Annotated in this window: 25 protein-coding genes, 2 tRNA genes and 1 pseudogene; 15 read left to right on the plus strand and 13 right to left on the minus strand. The window is 65.1% G+C overall.

What is annotated here, in order from left to right:
• Position 1 precedes the first annotated feature (1 nt).
• Complete coding sequence (purU, locus tag AC54T3_RS00065; protein WP_496621441.1) at positions 2-856, plus strand: formyltetrahydrofolate deformylase; 855 nt, start codon at positions 2-4, stop codon at positions 854-856.
• Between the two features lie 24 nt (positions 857-880).
• On the opposite strand, the gene AC54T3_RS00070 is transcribed toward purU, so the two are convergent.
• From AC54T3_RS00070 to AC54T3_RS00095, 6 genes are all read right to left on the minus strand, one after another.
• Complete coding sequence (locus AC54T3_RS00070; protein WP_496621442.1) at positions 881-1,153, minus strand: oxidative damage protection protein; 273 nt, start codon at positions 1,151-1,153, stop codon at positions 881-883.
• Entirely contained in the window at positions 1,150-2,232 is a 1,083-nt protein-coding gene (mutY, locus tag AC54T3_RS00075) for an A/G-specific adenine glycosylase (RefSeq protein WP_496621443.1), read from the minus strand. The genes AC54T3_RS00070 and mutY overlap by 4 nt, the downstream gene beginning before the upstream one ends.
• 89 nt (positions 2,233-2,321) lie before the next feature.
• Entirely contained in the window at positions 2,322-4,376 is a 2,055-nt protein-coding gene (locus tag AC54T3_RS00080; protein WP_496621444.1) for an AsmA family protein, read from the minus strand.
• Between the two features lie 14 nt (positions 4,377-4,390).
• Entirely contained in the window at positions 4,391-4,702 is a 312-nt protein-coding gene (locus AC54T3_RS00085; RefSeq protein ID WP_496621445.1) for a putative signal transducing protein, read from the minus strand.
• A gap of 14 nt (positions 4,703-4,716) precedes the next feature.
• Positions 4,717-4,790: transfer RNA gene (locus tag AC54T3_RS00090), tRNA-Gly, on the minus strand.
• Positions 4,791-4,846: 56 nt separating this feature from the next.
• Positions 4,847-6,667: an AMP-dependent synthetase/ligase gene (locus AC54T3_RS00095; RefSeq protein WP_496621446.1), complete on the minus strand. Its 1,821-nt coding sequence runs from the start codon at positions 6,665-6,667 to the stop codon at positions 4,847-4,849.
• A gap of 140 nt (positions 6,668-6,807) precedes the next feature.
• Here AC54T3_RS00095 and thiS point away from each other — a divergent pair, with 140 nt between their 5' ends.
• Positions 6,808-7,008, plus strand: a complete 201-nt coding sequence (gene thiS, locus AC54T3_RS00100) for a sulfur carrier protein ThiS (protein ID WP_496621447.1) — start codon at positions 6,808-6,810, stop codon at positions 7,006-7,008.
• A gap of 84 nt (positions 7,009-7,092) precedes the next feature.
• Complete coding sequence (locus AC54T3_RS00105; protein WP_496621448.1) at positions 7,093-7,890, plus strand: thiazole synthase; 798 nt, start codon at positions 7,093-7,095, stop codon at positions 7,888-7,890.
• A 3-nt stretch (positions 7,891-7,893) separates the two neighbouring features.
• On the opposite strand, the gene AC54T3_RS00110 is transcribed toward AC54T3_RS00105, so the two are convergent.
• The gene (locus AC54T3_RS00110) at positions 7,894-8,502 is read right to left on the minus strand and encodes a Uma2 family endonuclease (protein WP_496621449.1); all 609 of its coding nucleotides are present in this window, start codon (positions 8,500-8,502) and stop codon (positions 7,894-7,896) included.
• Positions 8,503-8,580: 78 nt separating this feature from the next.
• Here AC54T3_RS00110 and trmB point away from each other — a divergent pair, with 78 nt between their 5' ends.
• From trmB to AC54T3_RS00125, 3 genes are all read left to right on the plus strand, one after another.
• Positions 8,581-9,339, plus strand: coding sequence for a tRNA (guanosine(46)-N7)-methyltransferase TrmB (trmB, locus tag AC54T3_RS00115; RefSeq protein ID WP_496621450.1), 759 nt, complete (start codon positions 8,581-8,583; stop codon positions 9,337-9,339).
• Entirely contained in the window at positions 9,339-10,157 is an 819-nt protein-coding gene (locus AC54T3_RS00120; protein ID WP_496621451.1) for an ABC transporter ATP-binding protein, read from the plus strand. Before trmB ends, AC54T3_RS00120 begins: the two co-directional genes overlap by 1 nt.
• An 85-nt stretch (positions 10,158-10,242) precedes the next feature.
• Positions 10,243-11,046: an ABC transporter permease gene (locus tag AC54T3_RS00125; RefSeq protein ID WP_496621452.1), complete on the plus strand. Its 804-nt coding sequence runs from the start codon at positions 10,243-10,245 to the stop codon at positions 11,044-11,046.
• 50 nt (positions 11,047-11,096) lie between these two features.
• Here AC54T3_RS00125 and folK read toward each other — a convergent pair whose 3' ends face one another.
• Together folK and folB are read right to left on the minus strand one after the other, a co-directional pair.
• Positions 11,097-11,690: a 2-amino-4-hydroxy-6-hydroxymethyldihydropteridine diphosphokinase gene (gene folK, locus AC54T3_RS00130; RefSeq protein ID WP_496621453.1), complete on the minus strand. Its 594-nt coding sequence runs from the start codon at positions 11,688-11,690 to the stop codon at positions 11,097-11,099.
• Between the two features lie 97 nt (positions 11,691-11,787).
• A pseudogene (gene folB, locus AC54T3_RS00135) lies at positions 11,788-12,138 on the minus strand (dihydroneopterin aldolase); the annotation flags it as partial.
• Between the two features lie 147 nt (positions 12,139-12,285).
• On the opposite strand from folB, the gene plsY reads away from it, so the two are divergent.
• Complete coding sequence (gene plsY, locus AC54T3_RS00140; protein WP_496621454.1) at positions 12,286-12,948, plus strand: glycerol-3-phosphate 1-O-acyltransferase PlsY; 663 nt, start codon at positions 12,286-12,288, stop codon at positions 12,946-12,948.
• Positions 12,949-12,973: 25 nt separating this feature from the next.
• Here plsY and tsaD read toward each other — a convergent pair whose 3' ends face one another.
• Positions 12,974-14,011, minus strand: coding sequence for a tRNA (adenosine(37)-N6)-threonylcarbamoyltransferase complex transferase subunit TsaD (tsaD, locus tag AC54T3_RS00145; protein WP_496621642.1), 1,038 nt, complete (start codon positions 14,009-14,011; stop codon positions 12,974-12,976).
• Positions 14,012-14,131: 120 nt separating this feature from the next.
• Here tsaD and rpsU point away from each other — a divergent pair, with 120 nt between their 5' ends.
• The 8 genes from rpsU to AC54T3_RS00185 all read left to right on the plus strand — a co-directional run bounded on the left by rpsU (position 14,132) and on the right by AC54T3_RS00185 (position 20,693).
• Positions 14,132-14,347, plus strand: coding sequence for a 30S ribosomal protein S21 (rpsU, locus tag AC54T3_RS00150; protein ID WP_201245314.1), 216 nt, complete (start codon positions 14,132-14,134; stop codon positions 14,345-14,347).
• Positions 14,348-14,377: 30 nt separating this feature from the next.
• The gene (locus AC54T3_RS00155; RefSeq protein WP_496621455.1) at positions 14,378-14,821 is read left to right on the plus strand and encodes a GatB/YqeY domain-containing protein; all 444 of its coding nucleotides are present in this window, start codon (positions 14,378-14,380) and stop codon (positions 14,819-14,821) included.
• Between the two features lie 46 nt (positions 14,822-14,867).
• Positions 14,868-16,655, plus strand: a complete 1,788-nt coding sequence (gene dnaG, locus AC54T3_RS00160) for a DNA primase (RefSeq protein WP_496621456.1) — start codon at positions 14,868-14,870, stop codon at positions 16,653-16,655.
• Between the two features lie 80 nt (positions 16,656-16,735).
• Positions 16,736-18,547 (plus strand): RNA polymerase sigma factor RpoD, encoded by a 1,812-nt coding sequence (gene rpoD, locus AC54T3_RS00165; RefSeq protein ID WP_496621457.1) that lies wholly within the window; start codon positions 16,736-16,738, stop codon positions 18,545-18,547.
• 81 nt (positions 18,548-18,628) lie between these two features.
• Positions 18,629-18,704: transfer RNA gene (locus AC54T3_RS00170), tRNA-Ile, on the plus strand.
• 24 nt (positions 18,705-18,728) lie between these two features.
• Positions 18,729-19,688: a class I SAM-dependent methyltransferase gene (locus AC54T3_RS00175; RefSeq protein WP_496621458.1), complete on the plus strand. Its 960-nt coding sequence runs from the start codon at positions 18,729-18,731 to the stop codon at positions 19,686-19,688.
• A gap of 225 nt (positions 19,689-19,913) precedes the next feature.
• Positions 19,914-20,105: a hypothetical protein gene (locus tag AC54T3_RS00180; RefSeq protein WP_496621459.1), complete on the plus strand. Its 192-nt coding sequence runs from the start codon at positions 19,914-19,916 to the stop codon at positions 20,103-20,105.
• A gap of 156 nt (positions 20,106-20,261) precedes the next feature.
• Complete coding sequence (locus AC54T3_RS00185) at positions 20,262-20,693, plus strand: secondary thiamine-phosphate synthase enzyme YjbQ (protein ID WP_496621460.1); 432 nt, start codon at positions 20,262-20,264, stop codon at positions 20,691-20,693.
• On the opposite strand, the gene AC54T3_RS00190 is transcribed toward AC54T3_RS00185, so the two are convergent.
• From AC54T3_RS00190 to AC54T3_RS00200, 3 genes are read right to left on the minus strand one after another with little or no spacing between them, the layout of a single operon-like run.
• Positions 20,681-20,842 (minus strand): hypothetical protein, encoded by a 162-nt coding sequence (locus AC54T3_RS00190; RefSeq protein ID WP_496621461.1) that lies wholly within the window; start codon positions 20,840-20,842, stop codon positions 20,681-20,683. The two genes, AC54T3_RS00185 and AC54T3_RS00190, sit on opposite strands and share 13 nt — an antisense overlap.
• Complete coding sequence (locus AC54T3_RS00195; protein ID WP_496621462.1) at positions 20,793-21,095, minus strand: hypothetical protein; 303 nt, start codon at positions 21,093-21,095, stop codon at positions 20,793-20,795. Before AC54T3_RS00195 ends, AC54T3_RS00190 begins: the two co-directional genes overlap by 50 nt.
• Positions 21,092-21,439 carry a hypothetical protein gene (locus tag AC54T3_RS00200; protein WP_496621463.1) on the minus strand — a complete coding sequence of 116 codons (348 nt, stop codon included), beginning with the start codon at positions 21,437-21,439 and terminating at the stop codon, positions 21,092-21,094. Before AC54T3_RS00200 ends, AC54T3_RS00195 begins: the two co-directional genes overlap by 4 nt.
• Positions 21,440-21,507: the final 68 nt, after the last annotated feature.

The following is a 21,507-nucleotide window of genomic DNA, read 5'->3' on the forward strand; positions in this document are numbered from 1 at the left end:
GATGGAGCGTTCCTTCCGACTGATCGTGTCCTGCCCCGACCAAGTGGGCATCGTTGCCGCCGTCAGCGATTTCATCGCCCAGCATGGCGGCTGGATCACCGAGGCGCATCATTACTCGGACCCGGAGAGCCAGTGGTTCTTCATGCGCTATGTGGTCCGCGCCACCTCGCTGCCGTTCGGCGAGGAGCGCTTGCGCGCGTTGTTTGAGCCCATCGCCACACGGTTCGCGATGCACTGGTACCTCACCGACACGGGCATCAACCGCCGCGTGGTGCTCTTGGCCAGCAAGCAGGCGCACTGCCTCTCCGACCTGCTCTACCGCTGGCGCAGCGGTGAACTCGACTTCGATATTCCCTGCGTGATCTCCAACCACGCCGATCTGCGTGACTATGTCAGTTGGCACGGGATCGCCTATCGACATCTGCCGGTCGATCCGGCCGACAAGGCCGCGCACTTCGCCGCCGTCAATGCGGCGATCCAGGAGGCCGAAGCCGATCTGGTGGTGCTGGCGCGCTACATGCAGATCCTGCCGCCCGATCTCTGCGCGCGTTATCCGGGGCGGATCATCAACATCCATCACAGCTTCCTGCCCTCGTTCGTCGGCGCCCGGCCCTATCATCAGGCCTCCGCGCGCGGGGTGAAGCTGATCGGCGCGACCTGCCATTACGTGACCAGCGAACTCGATGCCGGGCCGATCATCGACCAAGACGTGGTGCGGGTTGGCCATCACAACACGGTCGAGGACATGGTCCGACTTGGCAAGGATGTCGAGAAGACGGTGCTGGCGCGCGGCCTGCGTTATCACCTCGAAGACCGCGTGCTGTTGTACGGCAACAAGACGATCGTCTTCGCCTGAGAGAGCCGCGCGCGCGGTCGCTGCCTATTGCTTCGGCGGCACGTAGCCCTCCGGCATCGCCGCGCCTTCGCCGAAGAAATACTTCTCCATCTGTTCTTCGAGGAAGGCGCGCGCCTTCGGGTCCATCGGGCTCAGACGATTCTCGTTGATGAGCATGGTCTGATGCTTGAGCCAATCGGCCCACGCTGGTTTGGAGACGTTCTCGAAGAGTCGCTGCCCCAGCGCGCCGGGATACGGCGGCCGATCCAGCCCTTCGGCCTCGCGGCCGAGCTTCACACAATTGACCATACGGCTCATCCGGGCTCCTCCTGTCGTGCAATGTCGGTCTCGGCTCCCAGCTCGGCGAGCAGACGAGTGATCGGCGCCGGCAACCCAAGATCGCCCGGCGCGGCCGGCTCGATCCAGGTCATCGCGGCCTCGTCAGCGACCCGCGTCGGCTCCGTTGCGAGCCGTACCTGGACCGGGCGCATCTCGAGCTGGAAGTGGCTGAAGGTATGTCGGCGCGATGGGCGCTTTTCAAGGTGCAGCACCGAGGCATCCAGGCGCGCGCGACACCATGCCTCGGCCGTCTCCTCGAGGTCGATCTCGGGTGGCGTCCAAAGTCCACCCCAGATCCCGGCCGGCGGCCGCCGCTGCAAGAGCAGCCGAGCACCGGGGTCGCGAATCAGCAGCAGTTGCACCGCGCGCAGCGGTGCCTGCTTGCGCGGCTTCGGGGCCGGATAGGCGCCGACCGCATCTAGCGCCAACGCTTGGCAATGCTCGGCCAAGGGACAAGCATGGCAGGCCGGTTTAGCGCGTGTACAAAGAGTCGCGCCGAGATCCATCATCGCCTGATTGAAGGCGCCGACGCGCGCCGCCGGCGTCAACGCCTCGGCGAGCGCCCAGAGCCTGGCCAGCACGGCGCTGCTGCCCAGCCAGCCCGAGACCGCGAAGCAACGCGCCAGCACCCGCTTACAGTTGCCGTCGAGGATCGGATGATGCTGCCCGAGCGCCAGCGAGAGGATAGCGCCGGCGGTGGAGCGACCGATCCCGGGCAGGGCCTCCAGCGCCTCGATTCGTTCCGGGACGCGTCCATGATGGTCGGCGACGATGATGCGCGCGGCGCGATGTAGATGCCGCGCGCGGGCGTAATAACCGAGCCCGGACCAGCGATGCAGCACCTCGTCGAGTTCGGCTGCGGCCAGTGAGGCCACATCCGGGAAGCGTGCCATAAAACGCTCGAAATAGGGCACCACCACCGCCACCTGGGTCTGTTGCAGCATGATCTCCGAGACCCAGACCCGATAGGGCGTCGCCTCGCGCTGCCAGGGCAGATCGTGGCGACCGTGGCGATCGAACCAGGCGAGCAGGCGACGCGCGAAGTCGTCGGCGAACACCGTGGTGGGCGTCTGCGGCGAGGCCGGAACAGCGGCCGGAAGGGACGCCGGTGAGCGAGCCGACCTCGGCGGCACGGAGCGGGCGCACGTCACTGCCCGAGCAGCCCTGGCAGGATCTGGCGCAGTCCGTCGCCGAGGCCCTTGATGCCGGTGCGCTCCTCGAGCGTCTCGAGCAGATCGCTATCCTCGCGCAAGGCGCGCCGCGCGGCCTGACCGAGCGCGGTGTTGATATCCACCTCCCAGCGCGGATCGGACCAAGGACCCTTGGCGCTGATCGGGATCGGGATGCCTTCCAGCTCCTTGATGCCGCGCCCCTTGGGCGGCTTGGTCATCACCGCCTGCAGGTCCAAGGCGATCTGCTGTGTCGGCAGTTCGAGCTGACCGCTGCCATCGATATGGAGCAGATTCGAGCGCAACTGGATATCGTCACTGCGGAAGCGGCCATCCGCGCCCCTGGCCGTCAGGCTGAGGACGCTGAATCGGGTCAGGTTCTCGGTCTCCTCGCGCGAGACACCCATGGCCCCCACGGTGCCCATGATCAACTGCCCGAGATCGACCATGGTCACGGCGCCATCGCGCACCACGACAGCGGCCTCGCCGCCGAGGGTGTCGAGCATCGCTTGCGGATCGGTGCCGCGCCCGACCAGATCCAGTTCGATCTCGGCGAGGCCCGTCAGCGGCGCTTGTGCGCGTCCATCCAGCCGCAGATCGGCCAGTAGGGCTGCCACATCGACCGCGCTCGCGTTCATTGCCAGATGAACAACAGGAGCCGTTCCGGCCTCTGCTCCTGTCGCCGCTCCCATCTCCTCTGTCGGCTCTAGCGCGCCGCCCGAGGGCTGGGATGCAATCAAGCGGGCCTCGAGCTGACCGCCATAGACATCCGCGTTCGCCTCCAGCTCGAGTGCATCCGCGAGCGCCCGCCCGCTGAGCGTCACCGGGATCTGATCCAGCATGAACGCCGCATGATCGATGACCAGCTCCGCTCCTCGCAGGCTCAGCTCGAACTGCCCGCCGACCTGGCTCAGGCTGTCAGCGGCGCCTGGTAATGCGATCGCCGCCTGCTTGCGTAGCCAGCGGCGTAGATCGAAGGGCAGCACTTGCATCTGTGCATCCACGGCCAACCCGGCAGGCGTTGAATAGAGTTCGGCGGCACCGTCGACTCGCGGCCCATCGGCGCGCAGCTCGAACGGATCGAACAGGACGCGAGCGTTCAGCAGATCGATCAGGACCTCGGTATCGACCTGAACCGGCAGGCCTTGCCCGCCAGCGGCGGCGCCCAGGCGCAGTCGCAGCGGCTGCAGTCTGACCTCGGTCAGCGGGTCGGCGAGCGTGATCTCGGCCTCGGCCTGGCCCGGCAGCGAGAACGCCGGCTGCTCGCCAGTCAGGGTGAAGGTCGCGTTCAGTTGACCACTTTGTCCAGGCGCCAGCGGGCCGGCGGTCAGATTGAGGCCGTCGATCCGTGGCATTGCGAGCCCTGGTATCGCGGGCCCTGGCAGCGCGGACGCATCCGGACTTTCAACGGGCCCGCTCAACTGACCATCGCGGATGATCAGGCGGCGAATCGGTGGCAGTGCTGGGGTGCTTGCTACGACTGTGCTGCTCGCCCCTGGCGCGCGCGTCTCTGATGCACTCGACTCGGAGACGCCAAGCGCATGCCATATCGCTGATACGGGTTGCACAACAGGCGCTGGCATCGCCGCCACTTGGCGCGTCGTCGTTCGGCTCACCGGCGGTTCGCTCGCCATCGCTTCGCTCACAGTAGCGAGCTGCTGACCAGACGCCAATGGCAGGTGCATCCGTGGCCGATCGATCAAGACCTCGGCGAGAACCAGCCGGCCACTGAGTAAGGGCCAGAGCGCGGTATCCAAACGCAGGGAATCGATCGCAATCCACACCGGAGCGCCAACGTCGGCGGTCTCCAAGAGTCGAACACCATCGAGCCGGATGCTCGGGGTCGGCAACAGGCGCAGCCGACCGATGGCCTTGATCCGGGTCGGGTACCCCAGCGACTGCGCGATCTCGGTCTCGAGATCGCGCCGCAGTTGCTGCTGATCGATCAGGCTTGGCGCCAAGAGCGCAGCGCCAAGCGCCAGCAACAGCAGCGCAAGGATAAGACCGGTGAGTCGCTTGATCCAGGTGGGCATCAGCAGGCGTCCTTTTAGTGTTCGGTGCCGCACCGCCAGCAGAGATCGAAGCTGCCGTCGACCAGCTCGCCGCAGCTGCGGCAGACCCAAGCGCTGGCCTCGGCGCGGCGTTGATGTTCGCTCAGCCAGTCTTCGAGCAGCCCCTGGGCGCGCGGCAGATCGCGATCCTCGAGCACCCAGACGCTGGGATAGATGTCGACCGGCAGCTCGCCGGCGGCACCGCTGAGATAATCGCCGAAGACACGAGCCTCGATCTGGTGCCGAGCGAGGAGATCCTGGAGCAGCTGCGCCTCGATACGGTCAGCGGCTTGATAGAGTGGCTGCATGATCGCTAGGGAAGTGGAGCGGGCGATGGGAATCGAACCCACATTGGAGGCTTGGGAAGCCCCTGTTCTACCATTGAACTACGCCCGCTTGGGCGGTCGATTCTAGAGCCAGTGCTCGACTAGGGCAAGCGGCCAGAGCCCATTCTAAAGATGCTCGGCATACATCCGCTCGACCGCGTCGCGATAATGTGCAAACACCTGGTTGCGCTTGACCTTCATGGTCGGCGTCAGCAGGCCGTTCTCGATCGACCAGGGCTCGCGCGTCAGCGCCACCCGGCGCACCTTCGCGTAGCCCGGGAAGTCGGCTAGTGCGTCGCGGATGCGCTTCACCAGGTCGCGCAGCAGCGGCGGATGCGACAGGCTCTCCGCGTGCTCCGGGTCCAGGCCATAGTCGCGCGCCAAGCCCGGCCAGAGATCAGGGTTCATCACCAGCAGCGCGGTCAGATAAGAGCGCCCTTCGCCGACGATCAACACCTGATCGAATAGCGGGTCCAGTCCGAGGGTCATCTCCATATCTGCTGGCGGCACCTTCTCACCGTTGGAGAGCACCAAGATGTCCTTGATGCGACCGGTGATGTAGACATGGCGATGCTCGATGCGCGCTTGATCGCCCGTTCGTAGCCAGCCATCGGCGGTGAACATATGCGCGGTCGCCGCATGATGATTCCAGTAACCGAGCATATTGCAGGGGCCTTTCACCTGCAGCTCGTCGTCGGCGCCGATGCGCACCTGGATGCCGCGCAGTGGGATGCCGACGCTGTCGGGCCGGTTGTCCTCGAGCGGATTCACCGCCACCACCGGGCTGGTTTCGGTGAGCCCATAGCCCTGCACCAAAGGCAGCTCCAACCCGATAAATAGACGCGCCACCTCGAACGGCATGGGCGCGCCGCCGCTCACCGCCGCGCGCAGACGCCCGCCGAGCCGCTCCAACACCGGTCGCGCGACCTTGCGCCGCAGCAAGGGCCAGAGCAACAGCAGCGGATGCCAGCCACGACGCCCCTGGCGGCGCTCGAAGACCATCCAGCCGACGTAGACCGCGAGCTTGAACAGCGCGCGCAGCGGCTTGGGGCGTCCTTCAAGCTGATCCTGGATGCGCTGATAGACGCGCTCGAACACGCGCGGCACGGCGATGATCACGCTTGGACGAATGGTTTGCAGATCCTCGCCGAGCTGCGTGATCGAACGTGCGTAGGCGACGGTGGAGCCGGTCATCATCGGCAGGTAATAGCTGCCCATGCGCTCGAGCATGTGCGAGAGCGGCAGGAACGACAGGAAGAGGTCTTCCTGGTAGACATCGAGCATGGTCACGCTCGCGTGGGCATTCGCCAAGATATTGAAATGGCTCAGCATCACGCCCTTCGGCCGGCCGGTGGTGCCGGAGGTGTAGACGATGGTCGCGAGCGAATGCGGGTCGGCGACGCGTTGCGCCCAGGGCTCGCCGCGCTCCGGCAGCCAGCGCGCGGCGATCACCGCGCGTTCGTCATAGGTGGCGACCCGGCGCGACTGTTCGCTGTCGTCGAGGATCACCACCCGCTGCGGGTAGCGCGCCTCGCCGAGTGCCGGCGCCAGACGCTTCCAGCGGCTAGCATCCTGGATCAGCAGCACCTTACAATCGGCGTCCTGGAGGATATGCGCCGCGTTCTCGGCGCGATCATCGGTATACAGCGGCACGCTGACCAGTCCCAGCGAGAGCGCAGCCTGATCGAAGATCACCCATTCCGGGCCGTTGCGCAGAAGCACCGCGACGCGATCGCCGGGATTCAGGGTCTCGCCACTGAGGGCCGCGCGCCAGCGCGCGACCTGCTCGGCGGTCTCGCGCCAGGTCATGCGACGCCAGGCTTCGGCACTGCGATCGAACCATTGGTACGCGGGACGGTCTGGAGACCGATTCAGGCGTTGATGAAAGAGCCCATCGAGCGTGACTGCATGCTCGACTGAAATCAGATCCGCTGACCATTGATTCACTGGTGGTGCCTCCCCATCAGATGCTGGTTTCTTTGCGTCGGCGCCGCAGTCTAGTGTATCGCACGCGACTCACCAATCAGGATGCAGCGAAGCGCCTCGCATGCAATCACCCGTATTCGTTCATCAGGAGACATCAGCCGATGCAGATTTACGTCAACGGCGAGCCCAAGACGATTCCCGACGCCATGCGCATGTCCGGCCTGCTCGAGCAGCTCGGCCTCGCCGAGCGCCGACTCGCCGTCGAGATCAACCGCGAGCTGGTGCCGCGCGGCCGCTTCCCCGAGCATGAACTTCAGGCCGGTGATCAGGTCGAGATCATCCATGCCGTCGGCGGTGGCTGAGCGGAGCAAGACAATCCGCAGCGCGCAAGCGCCGCCCAATCCGCTATCGTCGACCCTAATTCCTCACTGACTGTTCAGCTCGCTATGACCGCATCGCCCAATCACTCAGACAGTTTCTCCATCGCCGGCCGCGAGTACCACTCGCGCCTGTTGGTCGGCACCGGCAAGTACAAAGACATGGACGAGACCGCGCGCGCCATCGAGGCCAGCGGCGCCGAGATCGTCACCATCGCGGTGCGCCGCGCCAATATCGGCCAGTCGGCCGATGAGCCCAATCTGCTCGAGGTGCTGCCACCGTCGCGCTACACCATCCTGCCCAACACCGCCGGCTGCTACGATGTCGACAGTGCGGTACGCACCTGCCGGCTCGCGCGCGAGCTGCTCGACGGCCACAATCTGGTCAAGCTCGAGGTGCTCGGCGACGAGAAAACGCTGTTCCCGGATGTGCTGCAAACCATCGAGGCGGCCAAGGTCTTGGTCGCCGATGGCTTCAAGGTGATGGTCTACACCAACGATGACCCGATCATCGCCAAGCAGCTCGAGGAGATCGGCTGCGTGGCGGTGATGCCGCTGGCCGCACCCATCGGCTCTGGGCTCGGCATCCGCAACCGGCTCAACATCCTTACCATCGTCGAGAACGCCAAGGTTCCGATCCTCGTCGACGCCGGCGTTGGCACCGCTTCCGATGCTGCGGTGGCGATGGAACTCGGCTGCGCTGGCGTGCTGATGAATACCGCCATCGCCGCCGCCAAGGACCCGGTGCTGATGGCCAGCGCCATGCGCAAGGGCATCGAGGCCGGCCGCGAGGCCTATCGGGCCGGGCGCATGCCGGCGAAGCGCTTCGCCTCGGCCTCCTCGCCGATCGAAGGGACGTTCTTCTGATAATCAGACCACCTTGGTCAAGGGCTCGCCGTCTGACTCGTCGCCCACCGGCTCCAGGGTCACATCCTCGTAGATCGCGTCCATCGTGCAGTCGAAATCTAGGGCCTGCAGCTGCAGCCGACCGTCCTCGGTCACCGGCTGCAGCAGCCAGCCATCGGCATGACGGCGAAAGACCTCGATCACATGCCGACGCGAATCGATCAGGACATACTCTTGTAGGCTATCGAGCAGGCGGTAGCGCGCGAACTTATCGCCACGGTCATAGCCCTCGGTCGACTTCGACAAGACCTCAATGATGACCGTCGGCGAGCGCTTGATCAATGGCTCCGCCGCATCGGCTGCCGCGCAGGTGACGAAGACATCGGGATAGAAGAAGGCGTTGGCCTGCTCCACCTGGAGCTTCATGTCGGTGATGTAGACTCGGCACGGGCCCCCGCGCAGATGGGCGCGTAATAAGCTGGCGAGACTGAGCGAGATCGTCACGTGGGCATCCGAGGCGCCGCCCATCGCAAAGACCTCACCGTCCATGTATTCGTGCTTGATCGGCGACTCGGCCTCGCCAGCCAGGTAATCGTCGACGGTGATGGATGACGACACGGCGAGATTGGACATGTGGGGCTCCCGGTTGGTCCATGAAGATCGATACCTTAGCACCAGCGGCACAGCGACTCGAGACAGTAGGCTAGAGCGATGACCAAGATCCTGATCCTGAGTCACCCGGATGCGAGCACTCATGCCGCTGATCCAGCCCGTGTGTCGTCGCGCGAGCAGGGGAGGCAACCGATTCGCAGCTTCGTGCTGCGCGAGGGTCGGCTGACAGCCGGCCAGGAGCGCGCCTTTCGCGAACTCTGGCCACGCTTTGGCGTCGACTGGCAGCCCGGTGAGGCGCTCGATCCGCAGGCGCTGTTTGCCACCGCGCGAGCGATCACGCTCGAGATCGGCTTCGGCAACGGCGAATCACTGGCGGCGATGGCCGCCGCCGCCCCGGAGCGCGACTTCATCGGCCTCGAGGTACACCGCCCTGGTGTCGGTCATCTGCTGCTCGCGCTCGAGCAGCAGGGGCTGACTAACGTGCGCGTGCTGCGCGCCGATGCTGCGGACCTGCTCGAGACTGGCCTGCCAAGCGCCAGCCTGGATCGAGTGCAACTGTTCTTCCCCGATCCTTGGCCGAAGAAACGCCATCACAAGCGGCGCATCGTACAGCCTGGATTTGTCGCCGCAGTGGCGCGGGTGCTGCGGCCTGGCGGCACCTTCCATCTGGCCACCGACTGGACGCCCTACGCCGACTGGATGCTGGCGATGCTCGACGGCGCCCCCGAGCTGTTCGAGAACAGCGCCGGGCCGGGCCAGTTCAGCGCGCGACCGGCGCAGCGGCCGATCACCAAGTTCGAGCGCCGTGGTCAACGCCTCGGCCATCAGGTCCATGACCTGATCTACCGGCGCCGCTGATGGCCGCGCTGACGCTCGCACGCCTGCAGCCAAAGCTCCTCGCGCCGATCGAGCTTGAGATCGGCGCTGGCGAGCTGGTCTTCATCTCCGGCCCCTCGGGCGCCGGCAAGAGCCTGCTGCTGCGCGCCATCGCCGACTTGGACCCGAGTCAGGGCGAGGTACTGATCGACGCGCAGCCACGCTCGCTGATCCCCGCCCCCGAGTGGCGCCGGCGCGTCGGCCTGCTGCCCGCCGAGAGCGGCTGGTGGGCCGATCACGTTGGCGCGCATTTCGCCATCTCGCCTGCTGAACCAACCCAAGCGTCGGCGATGGCAACGCCAGCTGGCGCTGCTCGTCCTCCTGTTGCTCCTGTCGCCCGCTCTTCCGCTGATCCTGTCGCTCGTTCTTCCGCAGCGATGGCCGCCGCTGTCGATGCCACACCGACGCAGGGCGGTTCTCCTGATGAAGTCGCTCAGGTCAAGGGCGACCAATCCGGAATCACGGGACTGCCGCGTTTACTCGCGCGGCTCGGCTTCCAGCCCGATGTGCTCGACTGGGACGTGCAGCGGCTCTCGACCGGCGAGCGCCAACGTCTTGCCTTGGCACGGCTGCTGGTCAACGGCCCAGAGGTGCTGCTGCTCGACGAGGCCACCGCCAACCTGGACCCGAGCAATCGCGCACAGGCTGAGCAGCTGATCGATGACTATCGCCGCCAGCGGCGCGCGGCCGTGCTCTGGGCCAGTCATGATCCGGATCAGCGCCAGCGCCTGGCACAGGCCGCTGGCGGGCGCTGTTTCGTGATCGAGGCCGGTCGCTTGCAAGCGGAATCCTCTGCCTGATGCGAATGCCAAAGCCACCGATCACGCCCCTGATGCGCCAGTCACTCCGACACGCCCTCAACCACGCCATCGAGGGGGCTGGATCATGGACCTGATCTCGCTGAGTCCCTTCGATCTGGCCCTGGCCTCCGGCCTGGTGCTGCTATTGGCCGCGCTCTCCTGGCGCCTGCATCTCGGCATCGAGCGACGCATCCTGATCGCCGCCGCCCGTAGCACGGTGCAACTGGCCCTGCTTGGTCTCGTGCTGAAGGTCTTGTTCGCGTCCACCGACCCACTGTTCATTGGACTGCTGGCGCTGATGATGCTGTCGGTCGCGGGCTGGGAGGTGATGGCGCGACAGCGGCGGCGCTTTCGCGGCGCTTGGGGCTATGGGATCGGCGCGCTGTCGATGTTTTTGTCCTCGTTCAGCATCACGGTGCTGGCGCTGACGGTGATCATTGGCGTCACGCCCTGGTATCAGCCGCAATATCTGATTCCGCTGCTTGGCATGCTGCTTGGCAACACCATGAACGGCATCGCCGTCGCCCTCGATGGCCTGACCCGACAGACCTGGGAAGGTCGCAACCGTATCGAGGCGCAGCTACTGCTCGGCGCGACCTGGAGCGAGGCGATCGCCGATATCCGTCGCGACGCCCTGCGCGCCGGCCTGATCCCGATCACCAACGCCATGGCCACGGCCGGCATCGTCAGCCTGCCGGGGATGATGACCGGCCAGATCCTCGCCGGCAGCCCGCCGATGGAAGCGGCCAAGTATCAGCTGCTGATCATGTTCCTGATCGCCAGCGGCACCGGGCTCGGCAGTGTCGCCGCCGTCTGGATCGGCGCTCGGCGGCTGTTCGATGGGCGCCATCGGCTGCGCCTGGAGCGGCTGCGGGCGGCCCGAGGATGAGGCGGGCTTGCGCATGGATCACGGACCAGCGGACTCGAAGCCTCATCGACTCAGGGACTACCGAGAGTCAGCTTGAAGCGGTGTAGTGGCGACCAATGCTGCTTGGCCGACTCGTCTGCTGGATCGCGGATCGCCATGGCTTGAGGCTGGCCCAAACGCTGCTCGGCTCGAAGCCGCGCCAGGAGTTGTTCCCAGAGCACCGCATAGCAGCGCCCAGCGGTCGGATGCCGTTCCTCGGGTGCCACATCGGCGAGCGGTCCGAGCACGAACGCATAACGCAGGATCTCATCGCGCGGGATGCGATAGCCGTCGAACTCGCCGCTGCGATCGCCGAAGGTCAGCAGATCCAGATCGAGCGTGCGTGGGGCGAATGGTTCACCACTGCGCTCGCGGCCATGGTCGGCCTCGATGCGGCGCAGGATCGCCCGAATCTCGCCCACCGTCAGCGTCGTCTCGATCCCCGCAACCAGATTCAGGAAGGGATCGCCAACGAAGCCCTCCGCCTCGGTCTCGTAGACCGGCGATAGGATGAGCGCACCGAAGGCTTGCCGCAGCCCCTGCACGCCGCCCCGGATCGAGGACTCGCGCTCGCGGTTGCTGCCGAGGCTGATCCAGCAGCGCCGTGCTGGACCGACGGCCTTCATCGATCGCTCAGCCGGCTGATCCGCGCTCGGCATTCGCCTGCTCCGAGCTGTCGTTCGCGGCGTCGCCCCGCGAGCCCGTCGCTTCCGATGGCTGCCCGCGCGGCTCGCGCTCGATGATGACGCCGACCCCTTCGGCATCACTCACCGCGCCAATCTTGTTCAGACTCAGCCGCACCCAAGGCACCGCGAACTCGTCCAGGATGATCGCCGCGCAGCGCTCGGCTAGGGTCTCGACCAGCTCGAAGCGGGATTCGCCGATGAACTCCTTGAGTCGTTTGGAGACGGCCTTGTAGTCGAGCGCGTCTTTGATGCGATCGCTGGCGGCGCCACGCCGCACGTCGGCCCCCATCTCGACATCGAGCACCACAGGCTGGCGAATCGCCTTCTCCCAGTCGTAGATGCCGATGATGGTGTCGACCCGTAGCCCCTTGATGAATACGATATCCATGCCTGTCGTGTCTCCGCTGTTGCGCGCACTCTCCAGCGCCAAGCCTTCGTTGACAGGCATCATGGCGCCCCGGCCAGTATTTGCAACCATCCCGTCACAGACAATGGCGCTTGACCAATGCCATCCCAGCCCGTCCAATAGCCGCCCATGGACCTACTCCTCTTCGCCAACACCGCCCTGGTTGCCTGCGCCTACCTGCTCGGCTCGATCTCGAGCGCGGTCCTCGTCTGTCGCGCCATGGGCCTTGCCGATCCACGCACCCAGGGCTCGGGCAACCCGGGCGCGACCAATGTGCTGCGTATCGGTGGCCCCAAGGCGCGCAAGGCAGCCGCGATCACCCTGTTCGGCGACAGCCTCAAGGGCTTTCTGCCGATGTTCGCCGCGCATCTGCTCGGCGCCATGGGCCTGGTGGATGCCAGCGCCTGGTTGCTCGCCGCCGTGGGGCTGGCGGCCTTCCTCGGCCACCTCTATCCGGTCTTCTTCGGCTTCAAGGGCGGCAAGGGCGTGGCCACTGCGCTTGGCGTGCAATTCGGACTCTTGCTATCACTCGGCGCTGCGGTTGCCGCGATCTGGCTCTTCGTCGCCAAGGTGCTCAAGGTGTCCTCGGCCTCGGCGCTCGTCTCGATGGCCGCCGCGCCGCTGCTGATCTGGCTGCTCTGGCCTTTGCACGCCAACAGCGGCACCTGGGTGCTCGTCGGCATGCAGACCCTGATGACGCTGCTGCTGTCCTGGCGTCATCGCAGCAATATCCGCAATCTGCTCAGTGGCACTGAAGACCGTATCGGCACCGAGAGGCGCGAGTCAGAGTAAGAGCGACGCGACCTGACAGGATACGCTAACCCTCGTCGGCGACCGGAGACAGCGCCTCGAGCGCCCAACGCGGGCGAGCACCAAAGCTCAACGCCTCATGCTGACCGGCCGCCAAGCGTTCATGCCCCGCCAAGGCGATCATCGCGCCGTTATCGGTGCACAGCGCCGCGCGCGGATAGAAGACCGCGACCCCGCGTGCGCCCATCTGCTCATCCATGCGCGCGCGCAGGCGCCGATTGGCACTCACCCCGCCAGCCATGATCAGGCGCTCCGCGCCGGCGGCCTCAACCGCGCGCCGACACTTGATCAGCAATGTATCGACCACCGCCTCCTCGAACGCGCGCGCGATATCGGCGCGCGCCTGTTCGAGATCCTCGCGCTCGGCTTGCACCTGCCGCCAGGCATTGAGCGCAAAGGTCTTCAGCCCGCTGAAGCTGAAATCCAGCCCGGGCCGATCGGTCATCGGCCGTGGAAACCGATAACGCGTCGGGTCGCCCTGCTCGGCGAGCCGGGCGAGTGCGGGACCGCCCGGATACGGCAGGCCGAGGATCTTCGCGGTCTTGTCAAAGGCCTCGCCAGCGGCATCATCCACCGACTCGCCGAGGATGCGATAGCGACCGATGGCTTGCACATCGACGAGCTGCGTATGCCCACCCGAGACCAGCAAGGCGACGAATGGGAAGGCCGGCGCCGGATCTTCCAGCAACGGTGCGAGCAGATGCCCTTCCATGTGATGCACCGCCACCGCCGGTACGTCCCAGGCCCAGGCCAGGCTGCGCCCAAGCGCGGCGCCGACCAGCAGCGCCCCAACCAGCCCCGGCCCCGCCGTGTAGGCGATGCCCTCGATGTCGGCCGCTGTCAGGCCAGCCTCGTCCAGCACCTGCTCGATCAGCGGCAGCAGCTTACGGATGTGATCACGCGAGGCCAGCTCTGGCACCACGCCGCCGTATTCGGCATGCAGCTCGATCTGGCTGTAGACCGCGTGCGCCAGCAGCCCGGCGCCGCCGTCGTAGAGCGCGACACCGGTCTCGTCGCAGGAGGTCTCAATACCAAGCACACGCATCCGGGTCAGCTCCTGAAAGATTGCTGGTTGCATCAGTCGGCATTCACCGGCTATGCTGGTGGATTATCCGTAGTGTAACCGATTGATCCCACCCACTGGACATCGCCAACGGGAGTCTACATGCCCAGCGTCCGCGTCAAAGACAATGAACCCTTCGAGGTGGCCCTGCGTCGCTTCAAACGCTCGTGTGAAAAGGCCGGCGTCCTCGCCGAGGTGCGTCGCCGCGAGTTCTATGAAAAGCCGACCAGCGAGCGCAAGCGCAAGAAAGCCGCTGCCGTGAAGCGCCACCACAAGAAGCTCTCGCGCGAGGCGCGGCGCTGGGAACGCACGTTCTGATCTCCGATCTTTCAAGGAACAGAAAACCCGATGTTGAAAGCGCGCTTACAGGCCGACATGAAGGCGGCGATGAAGTCCGGCGACAAGGCCCGTCTCGGGGTGATTCGGCTCATCCATGCCGCCATCAAGCAGCGCGAGGTCGATGAGCGCACCGAACTCGACGACACCCAAGTGCTCGCGGTGCTCGACAAGATGCTCAAGCAGCGGCGCGACTCGGTCGCGCAGTACAGCGAGGCCGGGCGCGAGGATCTCGCCGAAAAGGAACGCTTCGAGATCCAGATCTGTCAGGACTACATGCCCGCCGCGCTGAACGACGACGAGATCGACGCGCTGATCACCAGCGCCATCGCCGACACCGGCGCCGCCGGCATGCAGGACATGGGCAAGGTCATGAGTGTGCTCAAGCCCAAGATCCAAGGGCGCGCCGATATGGCCGCCGTCAGCGGCGCGGTGAAGGCAAGGCTCGCGGGCTAAGGCGCCGCGCCGACGGCCGCCACGCCTGCATCAGGCGTGGGAGACAATGGCCGGCAAGTTTCCGTCAGACTTCAGAGAACGCCTCCTCGAGCGCATCGAGATCGCCGAGATCGTCGGCGCGCGCGTGCAGCTGAAGAAGGCGGGTGGCCTGCTGAAAGGGCTTTGCCCCTTCCACACCGAGAAGACGCCCTCCTTCGTCGTTACTCCTAGTCGCCAGACCTACCACTGCTTCGGCTGCGGCGCGCATGGCAACGCCATCGACTTCCTTATCGAGCATGATCGGCTCACGTTCCGCGAGGCGGTCGAGGAATTGGCGCAGTATGCAGGCTTGGAGCTGCCAACCGAAGCCGATGCGGCACCGGCCGCCCCCGACCCAAAACCCCTCTACCAGATCCTTGAGCAGGCCGCCGCCCTGTTTCGACATCAGTTGCGTGAGCATCCACAGGCACGTCGCGCGGTGGACTATCTGCGCGGCCGTGGCCTCAGCGGCGAGGTCGCGGCCCGTTTCGGTCTTGGCTTCGCGCCCCCGGGTTGGGATTTCCTCCTGAAGCAGCTTGGTCAACATCCCGACTCCCAGACCGTGCTCGAGCGCGCCGGTCTGGTCATCGAGCGCGACGGGCGGCGCTATGACCGCTTTCGCAATCGCGTCATGTTCCCGATCCGCGATCGGCGCGGCCGAGTCATCGGCTTCGGCGGCCGCGTCCTTGAGGATGGCGAGCCAAAGTATCTGAATTCGCCCGAGAACCTGGTCTTCCACAAGGGCCGCGAACTCTACGGCCTGTTCGAGGCTCAGCAGGCCAGCCGGCAGCCGCCACGCCTGCTCGTCGTCGAGGGCTACATGGATGTGATCGCGCTCGCGCAGTTCGGCGTCCCCTACGCGGTGGCAACCCTCGGCACGGCCACCACGCCCGAGCACCTGACCCGACTCCTGCGCAGCGCCGCACCCGAGCTGGTGTTCTGTTTCGATGGTGACCGTGCCGGGCGCGATGCCGCCTGGAAGGCACTCGAGATCGCGTTGCCGCAGGCGACCGGCCAGACGCCAATTCGCTTCCTGTTCTTGCCCGAGGGCGAGGATCCGGACAGCCTGATTCGCCAGGAAGGTTCAGGCCCTTTTGAACAACGCATGGAGCAGGCGACGTTGCTCTCCGACTTCCTGTTCGAGCACTTAACCGCCGAGCGCGACCTCGGCAGCGACGAAGGCCGAGCGAGCCTGGATGCCGCCGCCCGCCCCTTGTTAAATAAGGTTCCCGTCGGCACCTTCCGTGATCTGCTCGAGCAGCGCCTCGCCCGGCTCACCGGCGTGGCAAGCAGCGCGCGCCAAGCCCCACGCCCAGTGTCCTCGCGGACACAAGGGCGGATGCAGGATCGGGCTCAAGGTCGGACCCAGGGGCGGCTCCAGCTCAATCCGATGCGACGCGCCATCGCGCTGCTGCTAGACGACCCAGCACTCGCACCGCACGCGCTCGCCGAGCCAGGCGACTGGCGCGAGATCGACAGCCCCGGCGTGCGGCTGCTCGTGGAGCTGCTCGAGGTGATCGGCGCGCGACCGGACATCTCATCCGCAGCGCTCCGCGAGCATTGGCGCGAGAGCGACCAAGCTTCCATCGTCGACCGGCTCTCGAATTCCGTGCTGCTCGCCCATATCCCGACGGAAGGCAAGGGAGAAGAACTCGCCGGCGCCATCCGGCGCCTGAATCGCGATGGACTGTTGATCTTGCGCCAACGTCTATTGTCTAAAGCCAGCATCGAGGGTCTCACGGCCGAGGAGCGTACACAGTTGCGGCGGAGCCTGAACCCCGCAGCCCATGCGGTATCGCAACAAACCAAAAACTAGACGGTTCAGGCATCTATTGGTACACTGGTGTGTTGCGTCGCACCTCCCTGACATCTCGACTTCGCAGTACGGGTATCTGCATGGATCAAGAAAAGCAGCAGTCGTCCCAGCTCAAGCAGCTGATCGCTAAAGGTAAAGAACAGGGGTTTTTGACCTACACCGAGGTCAACGACCACCTGCCGCCCGGCATCGTCGAGGCAGATCAGATCGAAGACATCGTGCGCATGATCAACGATATGGGCATCACCGTCCATGAGAGTGCGCCGGCCGAGATCGATCAGCTCAGCAACGACTCCGCCGTCGCCGACGACGAGGCCGCCGAGGCCGCCGCCGCCGCGCTGGCCTCGGTCGACAGCGAGTTTGGCCGCACCACCGACCCCGTGCGCATGTACATGCGCGAGATGGGTACCGTCGAACTCCTCACGCGCGAAGGCGAGCTGCGCATCGCCAAGCGCATCGAGGAAGGTCTCAACCAGGTGTTGGCCGCGCTCTCGGTCTATCCGCGCACCGTGCAAGAGCTGCTCGATCTGTTCGCCAAGGCCGAGCAAGGCGAGATGCGCCTTGCCGAGGTCATCAGCGGCTTCCGCGATGATGATGACGCGGTGCCCGAGCCCGTGATCAAGAATGGCTCGACCGCTGATGACGACGACGAGGACGACGAAGAGACCGTCGATACCGGGCCGGACCCGGAAGAGGTCGCACGTCGCGTCGGCGAGCTGCGCACCCATTATCAGGCCTTCGCCGACTTGCTCGAACAGCATGGGCGCGAGCATCCCGAGACCCAGGCCGCCCTCGCCCAGGTCTCGGAGGATTTCCTGCAGTTCAAGCTCGTCGCCGGCATCTTCAATCGCCTCGTCGAGATGCTGCGCGAGACCATCGAGCGCATTCGCTCGCAAGAGCGCCAGATCATGGGCCTGTGCGTCGATGGTGCCGGCATGCCGCGCAAGGCGTTCATCGACTCCTTCCCGGAGAACGAGACCAATAGCGACTGGATCGAGACGCAGATGCAGGGCAATGCCGCTTGGACCAAGCGCCTCGCCAACTATGCCGACGAGGTTCGGCGCGCCCAGCGCCGGTTGCAGGAGATCGAGCGCACCAATCTGCTGACCATCGGCGAGATCAAGGAGACCAACCGCAAGATGTCGATCGGCGAGGCCAAGGCCCGCCGCGCCAAGAAGGAGATGGTCGAGGCCAACCTGCGCCTGGTGATCTCGATCGCGAAGAAGTACACCAATCGCGGGCTTCAGTTCCTGGATCTGATCCAAGAGGGCAACATCGGCCTGATGAAGGCGGTCGACAAATTCGAATACCGCCGTGGTTACAAATTCTCGACCTATGCCACCTGGTGGATTCGCCAGGCCATCACGCGCTCGATCGCCGATCAGGCGCGCACCATCCGCATCCCGGTGCACATGATCGAGACCATCAACAAGCTGAATCGGATCAGCCGCCAGATGGTGCAGGAGATGGGCCGCGAAGCAACGCCGGAAGAACTCGCCGAGCGCATGGAGATGCCCGAGGACAAGGTGCGCAAGGTGCTCAAGATCGCCAAGGAGCCGATCTCGATGGAGACCCCGATCGGCGACGACGAGGACAGCCACCTCGGCGACTTCATCGAAGACGCGGCGGTGATCTCGCCGGTCGACTCGGCCACTTCGGAAGGTCTACGTGAGGCCACCCAGAACATGCTCGCCAGCCTCACCTCACGCGAGGCCAAGGTGCTACGCATGCGCTTTGGCATCGATATGAACACCGACCACACCCTGGAAGAGGTCGGCAAGCAATTTGACGTCACCCGCGAGCGCATTCGCCAGATCGAGGCCAAGGCCCTGCGCAAGCTGCGCCATCCCACCCGCTCCGAGAAGTTGCGCAGCTTCCTCGACGCCGACTGATATTGATCGATTGGCTTACCTCGCCAACCGCGCAGGGACGCGCGCCTGCGGCAACCCCCAAGTTGCCGCACCCCGCTCCCGGGGCCGTTAGCTCAGCGGTTAGAGCAGGGGACTCATAATCCCTTGGTCGTAGGTTCGAATCCTACACGGCCCACCATTTCTCGACCGCCGGGCAACGCTCATGACAGATAGCACAGATAGCATCGATCAGCGCGACGCTCAGGCCGACACCGCGCGTGCCTCGCAAACGCTCTGGCACGACGAGGAGATGGACAAGGTGAGCACGGAGTCGAGCCGCACGGTTGCGGCGATTCGTGCCGTGGATGCGCAGGACGCGAGCGTCGAGTTCGAGGAGCCGTTGGCGGCTTGGCTGGCCGGCGACGACTGGGTTGCCCGCATCCGTCACGTCAAGGAAGCCAGTGGCCAGTACCAACAGGGTCTCATCAGCCATGTCACCGTTCGCTGCATGGCCATCGACGCCGCCATCCAGCACGCTTGCGAGGGTAGTGCCGGTCTTCGGCAGGTCGTGCTCCTCGGCGCCGGCATGGACACCAGGCCTTATCGCCTGAAGCTGCCCGAGGTCGCTTGGTTCGAGGTCGATGTACCGGCCATGTCGCGCATCAAGCAACGCCTCATCGAGCAGGCCCCGAAACACCTCCGGCCGGAGACCACAGTGCGCACGCGCCACCTCGAACGTGTGCCCTTGGATCTGGCGACCTCGCTGGACGAACTCCGACCGCAGTTGGTCATGCGAGGTCTCGACCCGGATGCACCTGTGCTCTACGTGATGGAGGGCTTGGTGTACTACCTCTCTGCAGAAGAGAATCAGGATCTCCTCCGGCAGCTACCGGCGCCGCCAGGCTCACAAGCGCTCGTGACCTGCATTCCGGCGGCGCTGAAGACGATGGTCAACGATCCCGCCGCGCAGGCGCAGGTGCCGCACTTCAAAGTGGTCGCGCCGTCGTGGAAGACGGATCTGGATGAGTTCCGGGCGATCATCGAGCCGCGTTGGACGATCATCAACGAGATCAACCTCTTCGACGAGGCCAAGCGCGCAGGCAAGACACTCGCCCGGGAGAATACCTTGGTCGCCGATCAACGCGAGGTGACCGAGTCTCTGGTCTCGCTGAAAACCGCTTGAGCACTCAGACTCAGTACCGGTTCCCAGAAGACCCCACCACTATCGGCGCGCATCTCGTTTGAATCGCGAGGCGGCCAAGACAGCCCGACATACCCGGCAGCGTGCGTGGTCGCCCTTGGTTCAGCGTTGACCAACCCTTCAACCCTAGCTACCCTAGGTTTCCTTAGGCCACCAGAAAGATCGGACACATCCGGCCGCTCGGCCATGACCTGAGGAGAAGCATTGATGAAGCACATGTTCCTATTGTTTTTGTTCGCCATCGTTGTCATCGGCGGCGCCCTTTTCGTTAAGGGGCACGCCAATTCAGTGAATCTTTACCACATCTGTAAAAAACAGGTGCCTTGGTACAATGCGGTGTTCATGGATGCGGTCAAAGAAAAGAGCGGCTGCGAGAAGTATCAATCGGCCGAACACTGAGCCGCCCCGTCCTTGCGCGAGTCGCGGATGCTTTGTGCGGCCTCGTGTTAGGGTGCGCGGCCATTGTGAGCGGTAGCGGCGGCGCGCCCTGGCACCCTTCTCAAGGCGACACACGCAGGACGATCTGGGCACCGGATAAGAGGTTCGCACCACAGGATGCAGATTCACCAGGCGACCTTCTCCATATCGACTCGCGCGCGCGGTCCCATCAAGGTCGACGACCGCGTGGCCGAGATCATCAACACCTCGGGCATCCAGACTGGTCTCTGCCAGGTCTTTTGCCAGCACACCAGCGCCTCGCTGCTGATCACCGAGAATGCCGATCCGACGGTGCTGCGCGATCTGGAAGGGCATCTGCAGCGCCAGATTCCCGATGGCGACCCGCACTACGCCCATGATCAGGAAGGCCCCGATGACATGTCGGCGCATATCCGCAGCGTCCTGACCGGCTCGGGGCTGACGATACCGATTCGCCAGGGCCGGCTCGCGCTGGGCACCTGGCAAGGGCTGTTTCTGTGGGAGCACCGCACACACAGCCATCAGCGCACACTGGTGGTGACCTGCTTTGGGTCAACTCAGGCCAAATAGATCCGCTCCAGACTCCCGCGCGTGACATTGCCGCACTGATCCTCGGCTTCGATGTAGTAACGGATATCGCCCGCGCCAACGGGCAGTTGCACGGTGAAGTCATGGGCGATCAACGCGGCGCCGATCGCGACCGGCGGCGACCAGCGCATCGAGTTCGGCCTTGAGTCGACTGTGGCCCAGGTTGGCCGCGTTGGTCACCTGCTGATCCCACTCCGACTGCCCGGTCCAGTACCAGTAGCAGCTCGTTTCTGCGGTCAGCAGCAGGCGCACCGCCTCGGCTAGCGCCGGATGCTCGGGCGCGCTGTCCTCGAGCGTGTGTACCAGATCCTGAAAGGCGGTGAGCACGGCACAGGAGTTCAGATCCGGCGAGTAGGGCTGATCGTAGCGGCTGAACCACTTCATGAACTGCGGATCGCCGTTGTCGGCGCCAGACCGCCATCCCTGTACTGCCGCACCGCAGCCGGGACGACATCGGTGTAATTGCCACCGCGCGAGCCGAAGATCTCATCCTTCTCCCCATCCCAGTCGTCTGGGTTGGTGGTGTCGTAATAGGGCTGGTGCATGTGCTTATGGATGCCGAAGTAGAGCTTGACCTCGGTACCGTTGGATATCGCGGGCTGAACCTGGACGCTTGCGGAGCGGTTTTCGCTCGCCGCCCGACCTGCGTCCTCAGCCGCCGCGCCACCGCCAGCACGCTCGAGCCGCGACGGGCATTCGATGCCGAGAAAACGAGTGAAGAGGGGCATGGGGTTGAATCCTTCGATCAACATGATCCGGTATTGTACGATTGTCCTAAGACGGCATGCTGACACAG

It is taken from the genome of Halochromatium sp. NSM3 (assembly GCF_059621085.1).

Coding starts and splice junctions, on each gene's coding strand:
- purU (WP_496621441.1), top strand. CDS start 2: ATGGAGCGTTCCTTCCGACTGATCGTGTCCTGCCCCGACCAAGTGGGC.
- AC54T3_RS00070 (WP_496621442.1), bottom strand. CDS start 1,153: ATGAGCCGTATGGTCAATTGTGTGAAGCTCGGCCGCGAGGCCGAAGGG.
- AC54T3_RS00080 (WP_496621444.1), bottom strand. CDS start 4,376: ATGCCCACCTGGATCAAGCGACTCACCGGTCTTATCCTTGCGCTGCTG.
- AC54T3_RS00085 (WP_496621445.1), bottom strand. CDS start 4,702: ATGCAGCCACTCTATCAAGCCGCTGACCGTATCGAGGCGCAGCTGCTC.
- thiS (WP_496621447.1), top strand. CDS start 6,808: ATGCAGATTTACGTCAACGGCGAGCCCAAGACGATTCCCGACGCCATG.
- AC54T3_RS00105 (WP_496621448.1), top strand. CDS start 7,093: ATGACCGCATCGCCCAATCACTCAGACAGTTTCTCCATCGCCGGCCGC.
- AC54T3_RS00110 (WP_496621449.1), bottom strand. CDS start 8,502: ATGTCCAATCTCGCCGTGTCGTCATCCATCACCGTCGACGATTACCTG.
- trmB (WP_496621450.1), top strand. CDS start 8,581: ATGACCAAGATCCTGATCCTGAGTCACCCGGATGCGAGCACTCATGCC.
- AC54T3_RS00120 (WP_496621451.1), top strand. CDS start 9,339: ATGGCCGCGCTGACGCTCGCACGCCTGCAGCCAAAGCTCCTCGCGCCG.
- AC54T3_RS00125 (WP_496621452.1), top strand. CDS start 10,243: ATGGACCTGATCTCGCTGAGTCCCTTCGATCTGGCCCTGGCCTCCGGC.
- folK (WP_496621453.1), bottom strand. CDS start 11,690: ATGAAGGCCGTCGGTCCAGCACGGCGCTGCTGGATCAGCCTCGGCAGC.
- plsY (WP_496621454.1), top strand. CDS start 12,286: ATGGACCTACTCCTCTTCGCCAACACCGCCCTGGTTGCCTGCGCCTAC.
- tsaD (WP_496621642.1), bottom strand. CDS start 14,011: ATGCGTGTGCTTGGTATTGAGACCTCCTGCGACGAGACCGGTGTCGCG.
- rpsU (WP_201245314.1), top strand. CDS start 14,132: ATGCCCAGCGTCCGCGTCAAAGACAATGAACCCTTCGAGGTGGCCCTG.
- AC54T3_RS00155 (WP_496621455.1), top strand. CDS start 14,378: ATGTTGAAAGCGCGCTTACAGGCCGACATGAAGGCGGCGATGAAGTCC.
- dnaG (WP_496621456.1), top strand. CDS start 14,868: ATGGCCGGCAAGTTTCCGTCAGACTTCAGAGAACGCCTCCTCGAGCGC.
- rpoD (WP_496621457.1), top strand. CDS start 16,736: ATGGATCAAGAAAAGCAGCAGTCGTCCCAGCTCAAGCAGCTGATCGCT.
- AC54T3_RS00175 (WP_496621458.1), top strand. CDS start 18,729: ATGACAGATAGCACAGATAGCATCGATCAGCGCGACGCTCAGGCCGAC.
- AC54T3_RS00180 (WP_496621459.1), top strand. CDS start 19,914: ATGAAGCACATGTTCCTATTGTTTTTGTTCGCCATCGTTGTCATCGGC.
- AC54T3_RS00185 (WP_496621460.1), top strand. CDS start 20,262: ATGCAGATTCACCAGGCGACCTTCTCCATATCGACTCGCGCGCGCGGT.
- AC54T3_RS00190 (WP_496621461.1), bottom strand. CDS start 20,842: ATGCGCTGGTCGCCGCCGGTCGCGATCGGCGCCGCGTTGATCGCCCAT.
- AC54T3_RS00195 (WP_496621462.1), bottom strand. CDS start 21,095: ATGAAGTGGTTCAGCCGCTACGATCAGCCCTACTCGCCGGATCTGAAC.
- AC54T3_RS00200 (WP_496621463.1), bottom strand. CDS start 21,439: ATGCCCCTCTTCACTCGTTTTCTCGGCATCGAATGCCCGTCGCGGCTC.